This window comes from Sphingosinithalassobacter sp. LHW66-3 (assembly GCF_050703275.1).
Taxonomy (GTDB): domain Bacteria; phylum Pseudomonadota; class Alphaproteobacteria; order Sphingomonadales; family Sphingomonadaceae; genus Sphingomonas.
In genome coordinates, this window is record NZ_CP193482.1 from 120,189 (window position 1) to 136,362 (window position 16,174).

A 16,174-nucleotide genomic window follows, 5' to 3' on the forward strand; every position below is an offset into this window, starting at 1 on the left:
GTTTAGTGGCGCACGTGCGGCGGTTTCCGGCGAAGCGGACGTTCGGGCTCACACAGGTGAACGGCAATATCTGGTCGGTTGCTGCCCACCAATTTGGCGCGTGCAAACGGCAGCTGTCCCGATTGACGCGCCTGAAAGCTGCCAATCGGCTGGCGGCCCATATTGGGCCATCCCGCGAGGTGCCTTAAGAGTGCCCTGATAAACAGCGTCCCGCCATCTCCACCTTGCCGCTCCTTCGGAATCGCCACCCGTCCGCCGCAGACACTCGCCAGACGCCGGGAGACGGAGCTTCCGCCATCTTGCAGCGCCGTGCAACATTCCGCTGTCCTACAGCCCCGGCGCCGGTGTAGCCTTGGGGCATGCGTATCGCCTTCGCCGTCGCCGCACTTGTTGCCCCGATCGTGCGATCCTGCGCGCGCGCGGGGGCGCGCGTGCGCGTTGAGGTGCGACTTTCGTGTGACCTTTGGCGGAAAACCGCGGGTTCGGGGGTGGCGGGTGGCCGCCTGCCCCGGTCGGTCTGATCGCGCGATGGATGCTGCTTCCGACACCGCCGAAACGCTGACGCTCGACATCGACGGGTGGGAAGGTCCGCTCGACGTGCTGCTCGCGCTTGCGCGGACGCAGAAGGTCGATCTCAAGGCGATCTCGATTCTCGAACTGGTCGAGCAATATCTGGCGTTCGTCGAGCAGGCGCGCTCGCTCAAGCTGGAGCTTGCCGCCGACTATCTCGTGATGGCGGCCTGGCTCGCCTATCTGAAATCGGCGCTGCTGCTGCCGCGCGATCCCGAGGAGACGCCGAGCCCCGAGGAGCTGGCGCTGCGGCTTCAGCTGCGGCTCGAACGGCTCAACGCGATGCGCGAGGCAGGCGCGCGGCTGATGGCGCGCGACCGGATGAACCGCGACGTGTTTCCGCGCGGCGCGCCCGAGGGCCTGCGCACGGTGCGCCAGGCGCGCTGGGAAGCCGAGATCTACGATCTGATCGCCGCTTATGGCCGGGTTTCGGCGCGTACCCGGCCGGTGATGCACGTCGTCGCGACGCGGCCGGTGATGACGCTGGAAGTCGCGATCGAGCGGGTCGGGCGGCTGATCGGCACCAGGCTCGACTGGAGCACGATCGAAAGCTTCCTGCCGGGCGACGCGGTCGGCGGCTATCGCAAGTCGGCGCTCGCCTCCAGCTTCGTCGCCGCGCTCGAGCTTGCGCGGCAGGGTCGGCTGGAGATGCGGCAGAAATCGCCGTTCGCGCCGCTCTATCTGCGCGGCACGGCATGAGCGAGACGATCGCGACCGAGCGCGCGGTGGAGGCCGTGCTGTTCGCCGCCGAGGCGCCGCTGAGCCTGGCCGAGCTGCGCGCGCATGTGGGCGAGACGGCGGACGTGCGGGGGGCGCTCGAGGCGCTCGAGCGACACTATGCGGGGCGCGGCGTGCAGCTCGTCCGGCGCGGCGACCGCTGGCACTTCCAGACCGCCGCCGATCTTGCCCATGTGCTGCGCCGCGACCGCGAGGAGAGCCGCAAGCTCAGCCGCGCGGGGATCGAGACGCTGGCGATCATCGCCTATCACGAGCCGGTGACGCGCGCCGAGATCGAGGCGATCCGCGGCGTGCAGATATCGAAGGGAACGCTCGACGTGCTGATGGAGGCGGGCTGGATTCGCCCCGCGGGCCGGCGCGAAGTCCCCGGGCGGCCGCTCACCTATGTCACCACGGCCGAATTCCTCAGCCATTTCGGGCTCGCCAGCCGGCGTGACCTTCCCGGCATCGACGATTTGCGCGCCGCCGGGTTGCTGGACCCGGTCGATCTGGCGATCGAGCAGGGCGAGGTGGAAAATGTCACAGAGGACGACTAGATAGGGCCGGAATCAAGGAGACGTTCCATGGGTGGTTTCAGCCTGATGCACTGGCTGGTGCTGGGTGTCGTCGCGATCCTTCTGCTGGGTGGCGGTCGCTTCTCCAGCATGATGGGCGACGTCGCCAAGGGCATCAAGAATTTCAAGAAGGGCATGGCCGAGGAAGACGAGCAGCAGACGCCGCCGTCGCAGATCGAGGGCAAGCGCGCTCCCGAACCTTCGGCGACTCGCGAAGCCGAGCGCACGCGCGAAGAACAGCGCTGAGACGGCAGGCGTGCGCGGATCGCCGCGCACGCCGCCGCATCTTGCCGGAACAAGGGCCTAGGCCGGTAGCTTCCGGCAGCGTCGGCGAGCAGCGGACTCGCCGGACCTTCTGCAGAACAGGAATCGATGTTCGACATCGCGCCCACCGAGCTGATGCTGGTCGCCATCGTGGCGCTCATCATCATCGGCCCAAAGGACTTGCCCAAGGCGATGCGTTTCGTCGGCCACTGGGTCGGCAAGGCACGCAGCGTGGCGCGTCAGTTCCGCTCGGGATTCGATGCGATGGTGCGCGAAGCCGAGCTTGCCGAGATGGAGAAGAAATGGGCGGAGGAGAATGCGCGGATCATGCGCGAGCATCCGCCCACAGGCGCGCTGCCTGCGCCGGTGCCCGCACCGGCCGCGGCCGATTCGGCGACGCCGCCGCCCGCGCCGGAGACGCCCGCCGAGAATGACGTGCCGCCCGTGATGGTGGAGCAGCCGGTGACGCGGCCGGACGGCGATCCCGCGCCGAGGCCGTCGGACAGTGGCGACAAGAGCGCGTCATGACCGAGCAGAACGAAATCGACGAGAGCCAGGCGCCGCTGCTCGATCATCTGATCGAGCTGCGCAACCGGCTGCTGTGGTGCGTCGGCGCGCTGCTGGTGACGTTTTTCGTCGCTTATTATTTCGCCGAGACGATCTTCGCCTTCCTGGTCCAGCCTCTGATTGCGGCGGGGCAGGGGACGATCATCTTCACCCAGATCTTCGAGGCTTTTTTCGTTCGCGTGAAAGTGGCGTTCTTCGCCGCGCTGATGCTGTCGTTTCCGGTGATCTCGAACCAGCTGTGGCAGTTCGTCGCGCCGGGCCTGTACAAGAACGAGAAACGGGCGCTGCTGCCGTTCCTGCTGGCGACACCGGTGTTGTTCCTGTCGGGCGCGGCGCTGGCCTATTATGTCAGCGTGCCGGTGGCGCTGCATTTCCTGCTGAGCTTCCAGGGCGATATCGGCGGCATCCAGCAGGAAGCGCTGCCCTCGGTGGGCAATTACCTCGATTTCGTCACCCAGTTCCTGTTCGCGTTCGGCGTGGCATTCCTGCTGCCGGTGCTGCTGATGCTGCTCGAGCGCGCGGGGATCGTCACCTATGAGCAGCTCAAGAGCGCGTGGCGTTATGCGGTCGTGGGGGCATTCGCGATTTCGGCGGTGCTCACGCCGCCCGACGTCGGATCGCAGTTCCTGCTCGCGATCCCGCTGATCGGGCTCTACTTCCTGTCGATCGGCGGCATCTGGCTCACGCGCCGCCGTCGAGCGCGCCGCGAGGCGAGCGAGGCCGAGGCCGGCGCCTGACGGAACCGGCCGGCCCGCCAGCGCGCCGGGTCGGGGTCACTTCAGATCGTCGGCCGTTTCGGCGACGGCGTCGCCCGCCGAGGAGACGTCCTGACCGACGCCTTCGACCGTGTTGCACGCCGAAAGCAGCAGGACGCCGGCAAGTCCGGCCACTCCAAGAAACCTACGCATGGGAATATCTCCAGCTTGAACAGCCGCGACCGCGGCTCGCGCGACAATGCGGGGCGGCGCGTTTCGTTCCCCGGCACAGGAGCCGCGGTCCGGATCGAAAGCAAAGCTGGGGGAAAAGTTTAGGCCCGGAAGCGCCACCGGGGGGGGGGAGGGGGTAGACGCTTCCGGGCCCATGTCTTGGATAGCGAGAGCGGGGGGGCAAAAGGTCACTATCCGAAGTGCTGAACGAGCATCCCGGGCCCGGGTTCCTGCCATCGGTGCATTTTTTTCGAAGAAATCACGATTCGCCCGTGATCGCGATCGCCATTTCATAGGCGCCGACCAGTGGATCATAATGCATCTTCGTCCGAAGCTGGCGGGTCAGGCCGCCAATTACGCGTCCGTAGCGATTTTCGAGCAACGATTCCATCGCGGCACTTTCGATCAGCGCCGGCGAGCTGACTCGCAGCTGCGCGCGGTTCGGCTCCTCGCCCAGCCGAACCGAGATCCGGATCTGGGCCGTGGGATTGCAGCTCATTGCGAGCTCGATGATCTCGGTAAGCACGAACGCGACCGCAACCGCCACGTCCTGCGTCACCAGGAAAGGAGCGACGTCGAGCGTGATTCCGAGCTGCGAGGATTGCGGCGGCGCGGTCGCCCGGATGTTCGCGGCAAGCTCGCCGATGACGGATCGTAGTTCGACCCCGCGGTTTTCCTCCAGCTCGGCATAATGGTGGCGGTGGACCACCGCGAGCGCGTCCACCCGGCGCTGGATGGAGGCATAGGCTTCCGCCGCTTCCGGGCCGCGCGCGCTGCGGGCGTGGAAATTGATGAGGCTGGCGATCACCTGAAGATTGTTCTTCACCCGGTGGTGAACCTCGCGCGTCAGCCGCGTCTGGCGCACGAGCCCCTCGGCAAGATCGGCCTCATGCGCCCGAACCGTCCGGCTGATTTCGCGAAAAGTCTCGCCCAGCTCGCGAATCTCCTCGGCTGGAAGCGTCCCGAACCGTTCGGCGTCGATCACCTCGCCCGGCTGATAATTGCCGACGCTCGTGTGCAGCCGGCGAAGCGGACGGATCAGCAGCCGATCGACCACGAACCAGGCGATCCCGGCCGCGGCGATCCACATCAGCAGCGGGAGCAGCATGGCGACGAGCAGCGGCGCCGTAATCGGCGCGCCGGGCATCGCCATTTCCAGTGCGACGCGGTCGAGCCCCAGAGTGTGCCGCACGACCTCGCGCCGGTCCCAAGGGCCGGGCATCACCAGCTCGCGCAGCGTGAGCCGATTGCCATCCTGCACCAGCGCCGCGCCATAATGCGGCATGAAGCCACTCGGACGGCCGAGCGCATCGAGCGCAGCGACCGGATAGAATGCCGTGGCGGTGCCGCCCGAGCGGCCCGCGATCCGCATCGTCAGACCCTCGCCGGGCACGATCGCTGCCTCGATATCGTTCGGCTGGAGCAGGGCCGCTCCCGCAACCGTGAATCGCTCGCCGCACAGCACCCGTCCCTGCCGGTTGGCAATGGCGAACCGTACGCCGCTGGCCGAAAGCGAAGCGAAGGTTCCTTCGAGGCGCGAGCATGCAGGCGCATCGCCGGAGTTCCGCTCCAGCGCCGCCAGCGCGTCCCGGAGCTGAGCGGCGTGGTTGGCGAAAAAGCCGCGAAGCACCGCGGCACTTTCGGTCGCGGCAACATTCACGCGCGCCCGCGCCTCGACATCTGCGAGGCGAGTCGTCTGAAGCGTGGTGAAGAGCGCGATCAGGGCGAGCGGCAGCAGCGCGCCCGAAAGGATGAGGAAGACCTTCGCCCCGGTGGGCATGCGCCCCAGCGCCGCAGCAGCTCTCGGCCGGCGCGGCTGCTGATCCAATTCGTCCATCAGTCGGGGTTAGTCGAGCTTCTTCAGCAGGTCGAGCATCGAATCGGGCACGGCTTCCGCGACCGTTTCGTCATATGCCTGGCGCAGCGCATCGCCGACGTTGCGGCCGGCGCGCTCCTTATCCTCTCGGTCTGTTCGGCTCGGCAATTTTTCCGCCTTGTCTTCCTGCGACCGCACCATTCCCCCCTTCACGTCCCGCGCGCGTCGGCAGGACTAAGAACCAAACCAGCCGCAGGCAAGCCCGCGGTTCGAGCGGCCGGAGAAACCGGCGGCCGTTGCGTGAAACCAAAAACGAGCTCGATTGTTCCGCATGCAGTGCAATTCCGGGGAGGGGCTTCTTCGGGTGCGCAGAATCATTTGCAAAGTCGGCCCGGGCCAGCAAGGCTGGGGCTTTCGCGAAGGAGAATGACCCGACCATGTCGCTTGGACAGCAACTCGCGCCGCATCTTCCATTCCTGCGGCGTTATGCCCGTGCGCTGACCGGCAGCCAGAGCGAGGGCGACCGTTTCGTGCGCGCCGCGCTGGAAACGATCGTCGCCGCCCCGGAGGAATTCCCGCGGGACGTGGAGCCGCGCCTGGGCCTGTATCGCACCTTCCAGGCGATCTGGCAGACGACGAACATCGAAGAGGGCGATGCCGGCGCAACCGGCTCGAACGACAGCGAGGCGATCGCCCGCGCGCGCCTCGCACGGCTCGCGCCGCTTTCGCGCCAGGCGCTGCTGCTGACGGCGATGGAAGGATTCACGCCCGAGGATACTGCCTATCTGATCCAGAAGGAGCCCGAAGAAGTGTCCGAACTCGTGTCCGAAGCGATCGCCGAAATTGAATCGCAGACGCGCACGCGCGTGCTGATCATCGAGGACGAGCCGCTGATCGCGATGGATCTGGAGACGATCGTTCGCGACATGGGCCATGATGTGACCGGCGTGGCCGTCACGCGCGACGAGGCAGTGGCGCTGGCGATGGAGGATCGGCCGGGTCTGGTGCTCGCCGACATCCAGCTCGCCGACGACAGCTCGGGCATCGACGCGGTGAAGGACATCCTCGCCGAGTTCAACGTGCCCGTGATCTTCATCACTGCCTTCCCCGAGCGGCTGCTGACCGGCGAGCGCCCCGAGCCGACCTTCCTCATCACCAAGCCCTTCCAGCGCGAGACGGTGAAGACGACGATCAGCCAGGCGCTGTTTTTCGACGACGCCACTGTGCCGGCGAGCAATTGACAGGGCGCCGCCGCCGCACCGCGCGGCGGCGGTTCCATATGATACGGACCCAAAACGGTTCTCGGGGGTTGAGGCACCATGGCTGAAGAAAACGACCACGTCGAATTGAACACCGACCGCGCCCGCGCCGGCGCGACACCGGGGATGACTCGCTATATCCTTCTATTCTCGATGATTTTGATCGTCGCGCTCTTCGCTGCCTTGCTCTGGGTGTGGTAGCGGCATCCCGGATGCCCCTGGCATCCGCCGACACATCCACCATCTTGGCCTCTCGACAGGGGGCGCGCCACAGCGAACGGAATGGCATGAAACGATCCGAACAGGCCGAGGATATGCGCGCCGAACAGGACGCGGAGGAGAAGACCGAGCACGTCGCGCTCTCCGATCCCGAGTTCAAGAAGCAGCTCGCGATGGTGATCCCGCACCTGCGCGCCTTCGGGCGATCGCTGTCGGGCAGCCGCGACCTGGCCGACGATCTGGTGCAGGAGACGTTGCTGAAGGCCTGGGCGGCGCGCCAGCGGTTCCAGGCGGGGACCAACATGCGCGCCTGGACCTTCATCATCCTGCGCAACCTGTATCTCAGCCAGATGCGGCGCGCCCGCTTCAAGGGCGAGTGGGACGATCTGGTCGCGGATCGGCTGTTGGCCGCGCCGGCGAGCCAGGATCGGCACGTCGAACTTTCGGACATGCAGCGCGCGCTGCTCCACCTTCCGCAGCCCCAGCGCGAAGCGCTGATCCTGGTCGGCGCGGGCGGCTTTGCCTATGAAGAGGCGGCGGAGATCTGCAATGTGGCGGTCGGCACGATCAAGAGCCGTGTGGCGCGGGGCCGCGTCGCGCTCGACGCGCTGCTGACCGACGGCCAGCTCCCTTCGCGGCGCGATTCAGCCGGAAACGCCGACAATCTCAGCGCGCTCGATTCGATCATGGGCGAAGTGGACGACCTCAGCCGCGACCGTTGAGGCCGTCCGCCAAATCCGTGGGTGCGAACCGGTGCGCTGAGGCGCAGTTGTGTCAGTGCGAGGAGTGGGAGTCGTTCCGGCCGTTCAGCTGCCTGAGCAGCGCGGCCATGTCGTCCGGGAGGCCATATTCCTGATCATAGGCGTCGCGCAGCGCAAAGCCGATCGCGTCGCCCGCGCGCGGGGCCCGCACCTGATAGCCGGATGCCTCAGTGGCCTGTCGGGAGTTTGAACGTGCCATGTTCCTGAAAACGACTAAATTCGCGATTTGTTGCTTGACTTGTAAGAAAAGCCGAGTCGCAAGCGTAACCAGTACATGCCGGTGACACCCGTTTCTCCTGCCCTTGCCGATGCCGTACATCGCGCCCGGGAATATGCGCCGTTCCTTGCGGCTACGCTGGGCCTCGAATCTCATATCACTGAAAATCTACCGGAATTTCTAGATGATCCCTGGGTCGCGATCGAGCGGGCGGTGCCGATCGAGCCGATTTCGGCACGGTTGCGAATCGAGCGGCGGCGATTGGCGCTTCTGGTCGCGCTCGGCGACCTGTCGGGGCGCCATGACCTGACTCGAGTGACGACGCTGCTCAGCCGGTTCGCCGATCGTGCGCTCGACCTGGCGATCCGCACCGCGATTTCCGAGCGGACACCCGACGCGGCATTCGGCGGCTTTGCCGCGATCGCCCTCGGGAAGCTCGGCAGCTGCGAGCTCAACTATTCCTCCGACATCGATCTGATCCTGCTCTACGATCCGGCAACGCTCCCCTTGCGGCCGCGCGAGGCGCCCGAGGATGCTGCGGTGCGGATCGCACGCCGCGTGCTCGATCTGCTGCAGACCCGCGACGGCAACGGCTATGTCTTTCGCGTCGACCTGCGCTTGCGGCCCTCGCCGGAAGCCACTCCGATCGCGCTGCCCGTGGATGCGGCGATTTCCTATTATGAATCGCAGGCGCTTCCCTGGGAACGCGCCGCCTTCATCCGCACGCGCGCCGCAGCCGGCGACATCGCGTTGGGCGAGCGCTTCCTCGATGCGATCCGGCCGTTCGTATGGCGGCGCGCGCTGGACTTCGGGACGATCGGAGAAATCCGCGCAATTTCGCACCGGATCCGAGATCACCACGCCCAGGGGCAGGCGTTCGGCCCTGGCTTCGATCTGAAGCGCGGGCGCGGCGGCATCCGCGAGATCGAATTCTTCGCCCAGATTCACCAGCTGATCCACGGCGGGCGCGACCCGGCGCTGCGCGTTCCGGCGACGCGGGACGCACTGGCGGCGCTGGCCGACGCCGGATGGATCGATGGCGATGACGCCGGTGCACTGTCAGCCGCCTACACCCAGCTCCGCACGATCGAGCATCGCGCGCAGATGGTGAACGACCTGCAGACGCATCGGATTCCCGAGGACGGGGCAGCGCTAGACCGGCTGGCGCATCTCGACGGCCTCGCCGATGGGGACGCGCTGCTGGAGCTGCTGCACCCGCATGTCGAGCGGGTAGGCCGGATCTATGATTCGCTGGCTGCCGATGCCGATCCGCGCCTGCCGAACGATCCGCAGCTTCTGGAACTGCGGCTCGGAGAATCGGGCATCGGCGACGTCCCGACGGCGCTGCGGCTGATCCAGGGATGGCGCGCGGGCACCTATCCAGCGCTGCGCAGCCCCGCGGCGCGCGAGGCGCTCGAAGCCGTGCTGCCCGGGCTGATCGAGGCGCTGGCGGAGGCACCGGCGCCGGATCGGGCGCTGGTGCGCCTCGATGCGCTGCTCTCGCGACTGCCCAGCGCAATCAACTTCTTCCGCCTGTTGGAGGCGCAGCAGGATCTGGCGCGCCTGTTCGGACGCATCCTCAGCCATGCGCCCACGCTGGCCGAGGCGTTGGGGCGGCGCGTGGAGCTGCTCGACGGGCTGATCGACGCCAGCGCGCTCGAGCCGGTGCCGCCGGTGGAAACGCTGGTGATCGAGATGCGCGGGCAGGATCGCAACGACTATCAGTGGCTGCTCGATCATGTCCGCCGTGTGGTGAACGAACGGCGGTTCGCGCTGGGGACGCAGATCGTGGCGGGAGTGAGCGATCCGCTGGAGGTCTCGGCGGGTTATGCCCGCGTCGCCGAGGCGGCGATCGAAGTGCTCGCCGACGCGACGATCGCGGAGTTCCGCGAGGCACATGGCCAGGTGCCCGGCAGCGAGCTGGTCGTGCTGGCGCTCGGCCGGCTCGGCGGACGCGCGCTCACCCATGCATCGGATCTCGACCTGATCTATCTGTTCACGGGCGATCATATGGCCGAATCAGACGGCCCCAAGCCACTCAGCGCCGTCACCTACTACAATCGCCTGGGGCAGCGGCTGAGCGGCGCGCTTTCGGTGCCGACCGCCTCCGGTCCGCTCTACGAAGTCGATACGCGGCTGCGCCCTTCGGGGGCGCAGGGGCCGCTGGTCGTCTCGCTGGAGGGGTTTCGCCACTATCAGGAAGCGGATGCCTGGACCTGGGAGCATATGGCGCTGACGCGCGCCCGTGCGGTATTCGGATCGCCCGAGGCGCGCGCGGCGGTTTCCGACGTGATCCTCCGCGTGCTCAACGGCGCCCGGCCCGAGCGCGACATCGTGATCGACGCAGCGCGGATGCGGGCCGAGATGGCCGACCACAAGCCGCCGCAGGGGCCGCTCGACGCCAAGCTGCTGGAGGGCGGGCTCGTCGACCTCGAGTTCGCAGTGCACACGTTGCAGCTGCTCCACCGGACCGGGTTCGACCCGGAGCTCGGACTGGCGATCGATGCGCTGGTCGCGACGAAGCTGCTGGCGCCCAAGATGCGCGAGGCCCATGATTTCCTGACCCGGCTGCTGGTGACGCTGCGGCTCGTCGCGCCCGACTGTCAGCCGCCCGCGCCGGCAACTCAACGGCTCGTCGCGCGCGCCGTGGGCGCCGACGACTGGGATGCAGTGGTTGCCTCGCTCGAAACGACGCGGCAGGAGGTGCGCCAATGCTGGGCGGAAATCCGCCTGGCCAGCGTGCGGAGCGAATGATGGCGATCGAAGAAGGCGAGCCGATTCCGGCGATCGAGCTGACGGCGGTGAACGGCGAGGCGCTGGCGCTGAAGGAACTGACCGGCCAGCCGCTGGTGCTGTATTTCTATCCCCGTGACGATACCTCGGGCTGCACGCGCGAGGCCCAGGATTTCAGTGCGCTGCTGAGCGAATTCGAGGCGCTGGGGGCAAGGGTGCTCGGCGTGTCGAAGGACAGCCCGATCAAGCACCAGAAGTTCATTTCCAAATACGACCTCACCGTCCCGCTGGCGACCGATGCCAATGGCCAGGCGATGGAGGCATTCGGCGTGTGGGTCGAGAAGTCGATGTACGGCAAGACCTATATGGGCATCGATCGTTCGACCTTCCTGTTCGATTCCGCGGGACGGCTGGTACGCGCCTGGCGGAAAGTGCGCGTGCCGGGCCATGCCGTCGATGTACTGGAGGCCGTGAAGGACCTGGTCGAGGGGCGGTGACGAGCGCGGGAGAAGCTGCGCGCGCGGTTCTGCTCGCGGGAACGCCTGACGCCAAGGTGAAGGCGGCCCGCAAGGCGGCGCGCGACTGGCGGCTGGGGCGGCTGGGGCACCGTTTCGACGTGGAAATGCCCGAGCAGCCCGCGCGCCCCTCGACGCCCGAGCTGCTTCCGCCCAACCGGATGCCCAAGCGCGGCAGGGGCGGCTCCGAGCGGGGCCGGATCGCGCTGATCCACGCGCTCGCGCACATCGAATTCGTCGCCATCGACCTGGCGTTCGACCTGGTCGGGCGGTTCGGCGGGCACTTTCCGCGAGGCTTTACCGACGACTGGATGGCGGTGGGCGGCGACGAGGCGATGCATTTCGCGCTCCTCGAGCGGCGGCTGCGCGCACTTGGCAGCCACTATGGCGCGCTGCCCGCACACGCCGGCTTGTGGGACGCGGCATCCGAGACGGCGCACGATCCGCTGGCACGGCTTGCCGTGGTGCCGATGGTGCTCGAGGCGCGCGGGCTCGACGTCACGCCGGCGACGATCGAACGCTTCGCCGCAGCCGACGACCAGCAGACGCGGCGCATCCTGGAGCGCATCCTGAAGGACGAGGTTCGCCATGTGCGGGCCGGAACGACCTGGTTCGAATCGCGGTGCAAGGCCGAGAATCTCGTTCCGCACGCGCAATGGCAGTCGCTTGTCACTAGGTATTTTCGCGGAGTGCTTAAGCCTCCGTTCAACGACTCAGCGCGCGACTCAGCCGGTCTAACGCGCGACTACTACCAATCGCTTGCCCTACCGACGGGCTTCGTCCCATGAGACTCCCCACGTTCTGACGCGGAGGGGCTGCTGTCAGGCATTTCGGATTGAGGCACGCGCGAGCGCATCGCCGCGTATGCGTCTATGGTTGCCGGGGAATTATGACCAACGCTTCGACCACCAAAAACGCGAACCTCGCTGCACGGTTCCGCAATTTCTTCACTACCCGCGATTTCATCTTCCACGACGGCCGCGATCTGCGCCGGTTCAGCGTCGCGGGGCGCACTCAGGCACTGCTCGCCGGGATCGCGACGATCACCGTCGCCTTCTCGGCCTATGGCGTGTCACAGGCGACTGCCGGCGCGATTTCGATCAGCGGCGTCGCCGGCGTCCAGCTGTCACCGGAAATGCAGGTCGAGCAGATGCGCGCCGAAGTGGCGCGGATGCAGGCTGATGTCGCCGCCGCCAAGGAAGCGGCGCGGGCGCATGCCGCACGGGTCGAGCAGCGCCAGGCGCTGATTTCCGCCGTGCTTTCGGGCAAGGGCGATCCCGAGGTTCTGAACCGGCCGCTGCCTCAGGCGCCGGTGACCGGTGCCGTCACCAGCGAAGTGATCGAGCCGCTGCGCCGCATCGAGCAGCGCCAGCTGGTCTTCGCCGCGCGCGCCCAGGCGGCCGGCGAAGCGCGCTATCAGGAAACGGCGCGCCACCTGCGTCGCCTTGGCCTGCGCCCCGAGCGCTATGTGAGCGGCGCGATGGGCGGCCCCTATGAGCCCGCCGCCGGCGGCGGAAGCGATGGCGAGGCGTCGGGCGGCGAAGCCGAGGCGCAGTTCCGCTCGCTGTTCCGCACCTGGAAGAAGCTCGACGTGCTCGAGCAGTCGGTGATCTCGGTGCCGTCGATGCAGCCGGTCGAGGATCTGGTGTTCACCTCGCGCTACGGCGTCCGCTCGGATCCGTTCCGCGGCACTGCCGCGATGCACTCGGGCGTCGATATTCCCGGCCCGGTCGGCACGCCGATCTACGCCACCGCCGATGGAGTGATCTCGCGCGCCGGACGCGCAGGCGGATACGGCAATCTCATCGAGATCAATCACGGGCGCGGCATCCAGACCCGCTACGGCCATCTTTCGCAGATCCTGGTGCAGGACAATGCGCGCGTGCGCCGTGGCCAGATCATCGGGCTGATGGGCTCCACCGGCCGTTCGACCGGCAGCCACCTTCATTATGAGGTGCGCGTCGACGGCAATGCGGTGAATCCGATCCCGTTCATGCAGTCGGGCGAGTATTTCGCGGCGATCCAGGATCGCACCCAGAACGCAGTCGGCGGCCCCGCCGACTGATTCCCGCGAAACGTGCCAGGAGAGGAGAGGGGCCGCCCAGGCAGGCGGTCCCCTCAGCTGGCGACGACGCGGTTGCCGAGAGCGATCGTTCCTCCTATCTCCGCCTTATGGCGACGCAGACCCATTTCGACATCGCGTTGACGGACGCTGCCGCGGCCCGCGTCGCGGCGATCGCCAAGAAGCAGGGCAAGCCCGCCATCCTCCGGCTATCGGTGGAAGGCGGCGGTTGTTCGGGCTTTCAGTACCGGTTCGGCTTCGCAGACGCGGTGGAGCCCGACGATATCGTCGCCGAGACCGATGGTGTGCGGCTCGTGGTCGATTCGGTCAGCCTCGACCTCGTGCGCGGGTCGCACGTTGATTATGTCGAGTCGCTGGGCGGTGCGGCGTTTCGCGTCGAGAACCCCAACGCCGCCGCAGGCTGCGGCTGTGGCTCCAGCTTCTCCGTCTGACGCGCGCCAAGTTGCGGATCGTCACCTACAACGTCAACGGCATCAAGGCGCGGCTGCCGCGCCTGCTCGAATATCTTGCCGAGCAGAAGCCCGATATCGTGTGCCTGCAGGAACTGAAGGCGTCCGACGAGACCTTCCCCGAGGCCGATATCCGGGACGCCGGCTATGGCGCCGTGTGGCACGGCCAAAAGAGCTGGAACGGGGTGGCGGTGCTCGCGCGCGACGCCGATCCGGTCGAGCGGCAGCGCGGGCTGGCCGGCGAGGATGAGGACGAGCACAGCCGCTATCTCGAGGCGGAGGTGAACGGGCTGGTCGTCGCGTCGATCTATCTCCCCAACGGCAATCCGACTCCGGGACCGAAATTCGACTATAAGCTGCGCTGGATCGAACGGCTTTCAGCGCGCGCGCGTGCCCTGCTCGCCGAGGAGCGGCCGGTGGTGCTGGCCGGCGACTATAATGTGATCCCGAACGACGACGACGTCTATTCGGTGCGCGCGATGGCGAGCGACGCGCTGATGCAGCCCGAGAGCCGCCAGGGCTATCGCCGCCTGCTCGCCCAGGGCTGGACCGATGCGCTACGCACGCGGTTTCCCGGCGGCGGCGTCTGGACCTTCTGGGATTATCAGGCGGGTGCCTGGCAGCGCGACGCCGGGTTTCGCATCGATCATCTGCTGATGAGCGCACAGGCCGCGGACCGTTTCGTCGATGCCGGAGTCGACAAGGAGTATCGCGGCCGCGAAAAGGCAAGCGACCACGCGCCCACCTGGGTCACGCTGCGCTAGGCGCCAATATCTGGCGCGTTTTACCGTGCTATATTAGCAATACACATCGTGCGGTGCGCTAAGCCATTGAGATAGCGTGATCCAGTGTATGGCACGCATAATGCACCTCTGTCGTCGCAGGCGAGACAAGCGCTCGCCTGCGTCAAGGAAAGCAGAGGAGGATCGCATGAACATTGTCGTACGTAGCGTCGGAGCCGCCGCAGCATTCGCTCTCGCGCTGGGAACCAGCCTGCCGGCCGCCGCCGGTCCGCACGATCCGACAGGCAGCGAACGCGGCACCGCCGCCGCGCCGCGCGCGGCCGCAACACCCGCCGCCGCCGGGTCGCGCGAGCCGCAATTCTGCGTCGTCAGTCGCAAGGTGAATGGCGTGACGCGCGAATGCCACAGCCAGCGTGACTGGCGCTTCCTGAAGGGCTGGGATCCGGTGCGTCACTGCAACGCCGAGCCCGCCGGCACCTGCACGCGCTCGGACGGTTCGGACTGGCGCGACTGACAAGCCATGCCGGGGCCGCTCCGGTGCGGCCTCGGCAGCTTCCCCGCGTTACGTCTGATTGAGTGTGCCCGCAGCGATCGGTTTGGCGTAGATCAGATACTCGCGGTTGACCCGGCTGCGGATCGCGTCGGCAATCGCGACCATCCCCTGATTGTCGTCAAGGATCCAGCCGATCTCGCCACGCGTCGCACCATATTCGGAGACGGCGGCGCGGCGGATGTATTCGATCATCATGAAGGCCAGCTGGCTCGCCATGCGCGAGCTTTGCAGGTGCTTGACCACTCCCATCAGCGGCACGCGCATGCTGCGCACCTTCGGCCGCCGCAGCCACAGCAGCAGCTTCGCCCAGCCGAAGGGCAGCAGATTGCCGTTCAGCGGCGCGATCGCCTCGTTGAGATCGGGCAGGGTGATCATGAACGCCACCGGCTCGCCGTCGAGTTCGGCGATCATGATCAGATCCTCGAACACCAGCGGCTTGAGCTTCTTGCCGACGTCGGCGACTTCGGCATCGGTGAGCGGCACGAAGCCCCAGTTGTCCGACCAGGCATCGTTGAGGATGCCGAGGATGATCGCCGCTTCCTCGGCGAAGCGCGACTTGTCGACCCTGCGGACGTTGATCCGCGAATTCTTTTCGCCGGAGGCGATGATCCGCTGAATGATCGGCGGAAACTGCTGCCTGACGTCTAGTTCGTAGGTGAGCAGCTTCTTGGCCGGGGCATAGCCCATGGCTTCGATCCAGCCGGCATATTCGGGCCGGTGATGTCCCATCATCACGACCGGGGCATGATCATGGCCGCGCACCAGCAGCCCCGGCTCTTCCCACACGGAAAGGCTGACCGGCCCGAGCACGCGTGTCGTGCCGCGCGCGGCGAGCCAGGCTTCGGCTTCGTTGAGCACTGCGAACGCCGCGTCCCAGTCTTCGGCCTCGAACAAGCCGAAGAATCCGGTGCCCGGCCCGAATCCCTGCTCCGGCGGCTGTTCGAGCGCGAGACGATCGATGTGCGCGGAGATGCGCGCGACCGGGCGCCCGTCGCGCTCGGCAAGGAAAAGCTGGGCCTCCGCATGGCTGAACCAGCCGTTCTTCTTGGGATCGATCGTGCCGGCGACTTCGCTTCTGAGTGGCGGCACCCAGTTGGGATCGTCCTGATTGAGGCGATAGGCGAGGTCGATGAACGCCTTGATGTCGCGCTTTCCGGAGATGGGGCGCACGCGCGTCTGAGTGGTCAAGCTGGCCTCGCTTTGATGG

20 protein-coding genes are annotated in these 16,174 nt (G+C 67.0%); 15 read left to right on the forward strand and 5 right to left on the reverse strand.

The genetic code is table 11. From position 1 onward, the window contains the following. Positions 1 to 528: 528 nt before the first annotated feature. The 5 genes from ACQ450_RS00555 (at position 529) to tatC (ending at position 3,430) form a co-directional block, all read left to right on the forward strand. Positions 529 to 1,269, forward strand: a complete 741-nt coding sequence (locus ACQ450_RS00555; RefSeq protein WP_431470093.1) for a segregation and condensation protein A — start codon at positions 529 to 531, stop codon at positions 1,267 to 1,269. Next, complete coding sequence (scpB, locus tag ACQ450_RS00560) at positions 1,266 to 1,844, forward strand: SMC-Scp complex subunit ScpB (RefSeq protein WP_431470094.1); 579 nt, start codon at positions 1,266 to 1,268, stop codon at positions 1,842 to 1,844. Before ACQ450_RS00555 ends, scpB begins: the two co-directional genes overlap by 4 nt. Positions 1,845 to 1,871: 27 nt before the next feature. Continuing rightward, a complete protein-coding gene (locus ACQ450_RS00565) occupies positions 1,872 to 2,108 on the forward strand; it encodes a twin-arginine translocase TatA/TatE family subunit (protein ID WP_188054725.1) in 237 nt (78 codons plus the stop codon). Between the two features lie 126 nt (positions 2,109 to 2,234). Continuing rightward, a complete protein-coding gene (gene tatB, locus ACQ450_RS00570) occupies positions 2,235 to 2,654 on the forward strand; it encodes a Sec-independent protein translocase protein TatB (protein WP_431470095.1) in 420 nt (139 codons plus the stop codon). Next, positions 2,651 to 3,430: a twin-arginine translocase subunit TatC gene (gene tatC, locus ACQ450_RS00575; protein ID WP_188054727.1), complete on the forward strand. Its 780-nt coding sequence runs from the start codon at positions 2,651 to 2,653 to the stop codon at positions 3,428 to 3,430. The genes tatB and tatC overlap by 4 nt, the downstream gene beginning before the upstream one ends. A 36-nt stretch (positions 3,431 to 3,466) precedes the next feature. On the opposite strand, the gene ACQ450_RS00580 is transcribed toward tatC, so the two are convergent. From ACQ450_RS00580 to ACQ450_RS00590, 3 genes are all read right to left on the reverse strand, one after another. Continuing rightward, entirely contained in the window at positions 3,467 to 3,601 is a 135-nt protein-coding gene (locus ACQ450_RS00580; protein WP_188054728.1) for an entericidin A/B family lipoprotein, read from the reverse strand. A gap of 277 nt (positions 3,602 to 3,878) precedes the next feature. Continuing rightward, complete coding sequence (locus ACQ450_RS00585; RefSeq protein WP_431470096.1) at positions 3,879 to 5,456, reverse strand: sensor histidine kinase; 1,578 nt, start codon at positions 5,454 to 5,456, stop codon at positions 3,879 to 3,881. 9 nt (positions 5,457 to 5,465) lie between these two features. Further along, the gene (locus ACQ450_RS00590) at positions 5,466 to 5,603 is read right to left on the reverse strand and encodes a NepR family anti-sigma factor (RefSeq protein ID WP_431470097.1); all 138 of its coding nucleotides are present in this window, start codon (positions 5,601 to 5,603) and stop codon (positions 5,466 to 5,468) included. Between the two features lie 269 nt (positions 5,604 to 5,872). On the opposite strand from ACQ450_RS00590, the gene ACQ450_RS00595 reads away from it, so the two are divergent. The 3 genes from ACQ450_RS00595 to ACQ450_RS00605 all read left to right on the forward strand — a co-directional run bounded on the left by ACQ450_RS00595 (position 5,873) and on the right by ACQ450_RS00605 (position 7,635). Then, positions 5,873 to 6,676: a response regulator gene (locus ACQ450_RS00595; RefSeq protein WP_188054730.1), complete on the forward strand. Its 804-nt coding sequence runs from the start codon at positions 5,873 to 5,875 to the stop codon at positions 6,674 to 6,676. A gap of 78 nt (positions 6,677 to 6,754) precedes the next feature. Further along, positions 6,755 to 6,895, forward strand: a complete 141-nt coding sequence (locus ACQ450_RS00600; RefSeq protein WP_431470098.1) for a hypothetical protein — start codon at positions 6,755 to 6,757, stop codon at positions 6,893 to 6,895. A gap of 113 nt (positions 6,896 to 7,008) precedes the next feature. Next, positions 7,009 to 7,635 (forward strand): sigma-70 family RNA polymerase sigma factor, encoded by a 627-nt coding sequence (locus ACQ450_RS00605; RefSeq protein ID WP_188056276.1) that lies wholly within the window; start codon positions 7,009 to 7,011, stop codon positions 7,633 to 7,635. A 52-nt stretch (positions 7,636 to 7,687) separates the two neighbouring features. Here the strand turns inward: ACQ450_RS00605 and ACQ450_RS00610 are convergent, their stop codons facing one another. Beyond that, complete coding sequence (locus ACQ450_RS00610) at positions 7,688 to 7,873, reverse strand: hypothetical protein (RefSeq protein ID WP_431470099.1); 186 nt, start codon at positions 7,871 to 7,873, stop codon at positions 7,688 to 7,690. 75 nt (positions 7,874 to 7,948) lie between these two features. Here ACQ450_RS00610 and ACQ450_RS00615 point away from each other — a divergent pair, with 75 nt between their 5' ends. The 7 genes from ACQ450_RS00615 (at position 7,949) to ACQ450_RS00645 (ending at position 14,928) form a co-directional block, all read left to right on the forward strand. Beyond that, positions 7,949 to 10,645, forward strand: coding sequence for a bifunctional [glutamine synthetase] adenylyltransferase/[glutamine synthetase]-adenylyl-L-tyrosine phosphorylase (locus ACQ450_RS00615; RefSeq protein WP_431470100.1), 2,697 nt, complete (start codon positions 7,949 to 7,951; stop codon positions 10,643 to 10,645). Further along, on the forward strand, positions 10,642 to 11,121 hold the full coding sequence (locus tag ACQ450_RS00620) for a peroxiredoxin (RefSeq protein WP_431470101.1): 480 nt from the start codon (positions 10,642 to 10,644) through the stop codon (positions 11,119 to 11,121). Before ACQ450_RS00615 ends, ACQ450_RS00620 begins: the two co-directional genes overlap by 4 nt. Beyond that, on the forward strand, positions 11,118 to 11,927 hold the full coding sequence (locus tag ACQ450_RS00625) for a ferritin-like domain-containing protein (protein ID WP_431470102.1): 810 nt from the start codon (positions 11,118 to 11,120) through the stop codon (positions 11,925 to 11,927). Before ACQ450_RS00620 ends, ACQ450_RS00625 begins: the two co-directional genes overlap by 4 nt. A 101-nt stretch (positions 11,928 to 12,028) precedes the next feature. Continuing rightward, on the forward strand, positions 12,029 to 13,204 hold the full coding sequence (locus ACQ450_RS00630; RefSeq protein ID WP_188054735.1) for a M23 family metallopeptidase: 1,176 nt from the start codon (positions 12,029 to 12,031) through the stop codon (positions 13,202 to 13,204). 107 nt (positions 13,205 to 13,311) lie between these two features. Beyond that, a complete protein-coding gene (erpA, locus tag ACQ450_RS00635) occupies positions 13,312 to 13,653 on the forward strand; it encodes an iron-sulfur cluster insertion protein ErpA (protein ID WP_431470103.1) in 342 nt (113 codons plus the stop codon). Positions 13,654 to 13,664: 11 nt separating this feature from the next. Further along, entirely contained in the window at positions 13,665 to 14,435 is a 771-nt protein-coding gene (gene xth / locus ACQ450_RS00640) for an exodeoxyribonuclease III (protein ID WP_431470104.1), read from the forward strand. 166 nt (positions 14,436 to 14,601) lie between these two features. Then, complete coding sequence (locus tag ACQ450_RS00645) at positions 14,602 to 14,928, forward strand: hypothetical protein (protein WP_431470105.1); 327 nt, start codon at positions 14,602 to 14,604, stop codon at positions 14,926 to 14,928. Positions 14,929 to 14,976: 48 nt separating this feature from the next. Here the strand turns inward: ACQ450_RS00645 and ACQ450_RS00650 are convergent, their stop codons facing one another. Next, positions 14,977 to 16,155 (reverse strand): N-acetyltransferase, encoded by a 1,179-nt coding sequence (locus ACQ450_RS00650; RefSeq protein WP_431470106.1) that lies wholly within the window; start codon positions 16,153 to 16,155, stop codon positions 14,977 to 14,979. Positions 16,156 to 16,174: the final 19 nt, after the last annotated feature.

Coding starts and splice junctions, on each gene's coding strand:
- ACQ450_RS00585 (WP_431470096.1), bottom strand. CDS start 5,456: ATGGACGAATTGGATCAGCAGCCGCGCCGGCCGAGAGCTGCTGCGGCG.
- ACQ450_RS00615 (WP_431470100.1), top strand. CDS start 7,949: ATGCCGGTGACACCCGTTTCTCCTGCCCTTGCCGATGCCGTACATCGC.
- ACQ450_RS00595 (WP_188054730.1), top strand. CDS start 5,873: ATGTCGCTTGGACAGCAACTCGCGCCGCATCTTCCATTCCTGCGGCGT.
- ACQ450_RS00555 (WP_431470093.1), top strand. CDS start 529: ATGGATGCTGCTTCCGACACCGCCGAAACGCTGACGCTCGACATCGAC.
- ACQ450_RS00580 (WP_188054728.1), bottom strand. CDS start 3,601: ATGCGTAGGTTTCTTGGAGTGGCCGGACTTGCCGGCGTCCTGCTGCTT.
- ACQ450_RS00645 (WP_431470105.1), top strand. CDS start 14,602: ATGAACATTGTCGTACGTAGCGTCGGAGCCGCCGCAGCATTCGCTCTC.
- ACQ450_RS00600 (WP_431470098.1), top strand. CDS start 6,755: ATGGCTGAAGAAAACGACCACGTCGAATTGAACACCGACCGCGCCCGC.
- tatB (WP_431470095.1), top strand. CDS start 2,235: ATGTTCGACATCGCGCCCACCGAGCTGATGCTGGTCGCCATCGTGGCG.
- tatC (WP_188054727.1), top strand. CDS start 2,651: ATGACCGAGCAGAACGAAATCGACGAGAGCCAGGCGCCGCTGCTCGAT.
- ACQ450_RS00630 (WP_188054735.1), top strand. CDS start 12,029: ATGACCAACGCTTCGACCACCAAAAACGCGAACCTCGCTGCACGGTTC.
- scpB (WP_431470094.1), top strand. CDS start 1,266: ATGAGCGAGACGATCGCGACCGAGCGCGCGGTGGAGGCCGTGCTGTTC.
- ACQ450_RS00610 (WP_431470099.1), bottom strand. CDS start 7,873: ATGGCACGTTCAAACTCCCGACAGGCCACTGAGGCATCCGGCTATCAG.
- ACQ450_RS00565 (WP_188054725.1), top strand. CDS start 1,872: ATGGGTGGTTTCAGCCTGATGCACTGGCTGGTGCTGGGTGTCGTCGCG.
- ACQ450_RS00605 (WP_188056276.1), top strand. CDS start 7,009: ATGCGCGCCGAACAGGACGCGGAGGAGAAGACCGAGCACGTCGCGCTC.
- erpA (WP_431470103.1), top strand. CDS start 13,312: ATGGCGACGCAGACCCATTTCGACATCGCGTTGACGGACGCTGCCGCG.
- ACQ450_RS00620 (WP_431470101.1), top strand. CDS start 10,642: ATGATGGCGATCGAAGAAGGCGAGCCGATTCCGGCGATCGAGCTGACG.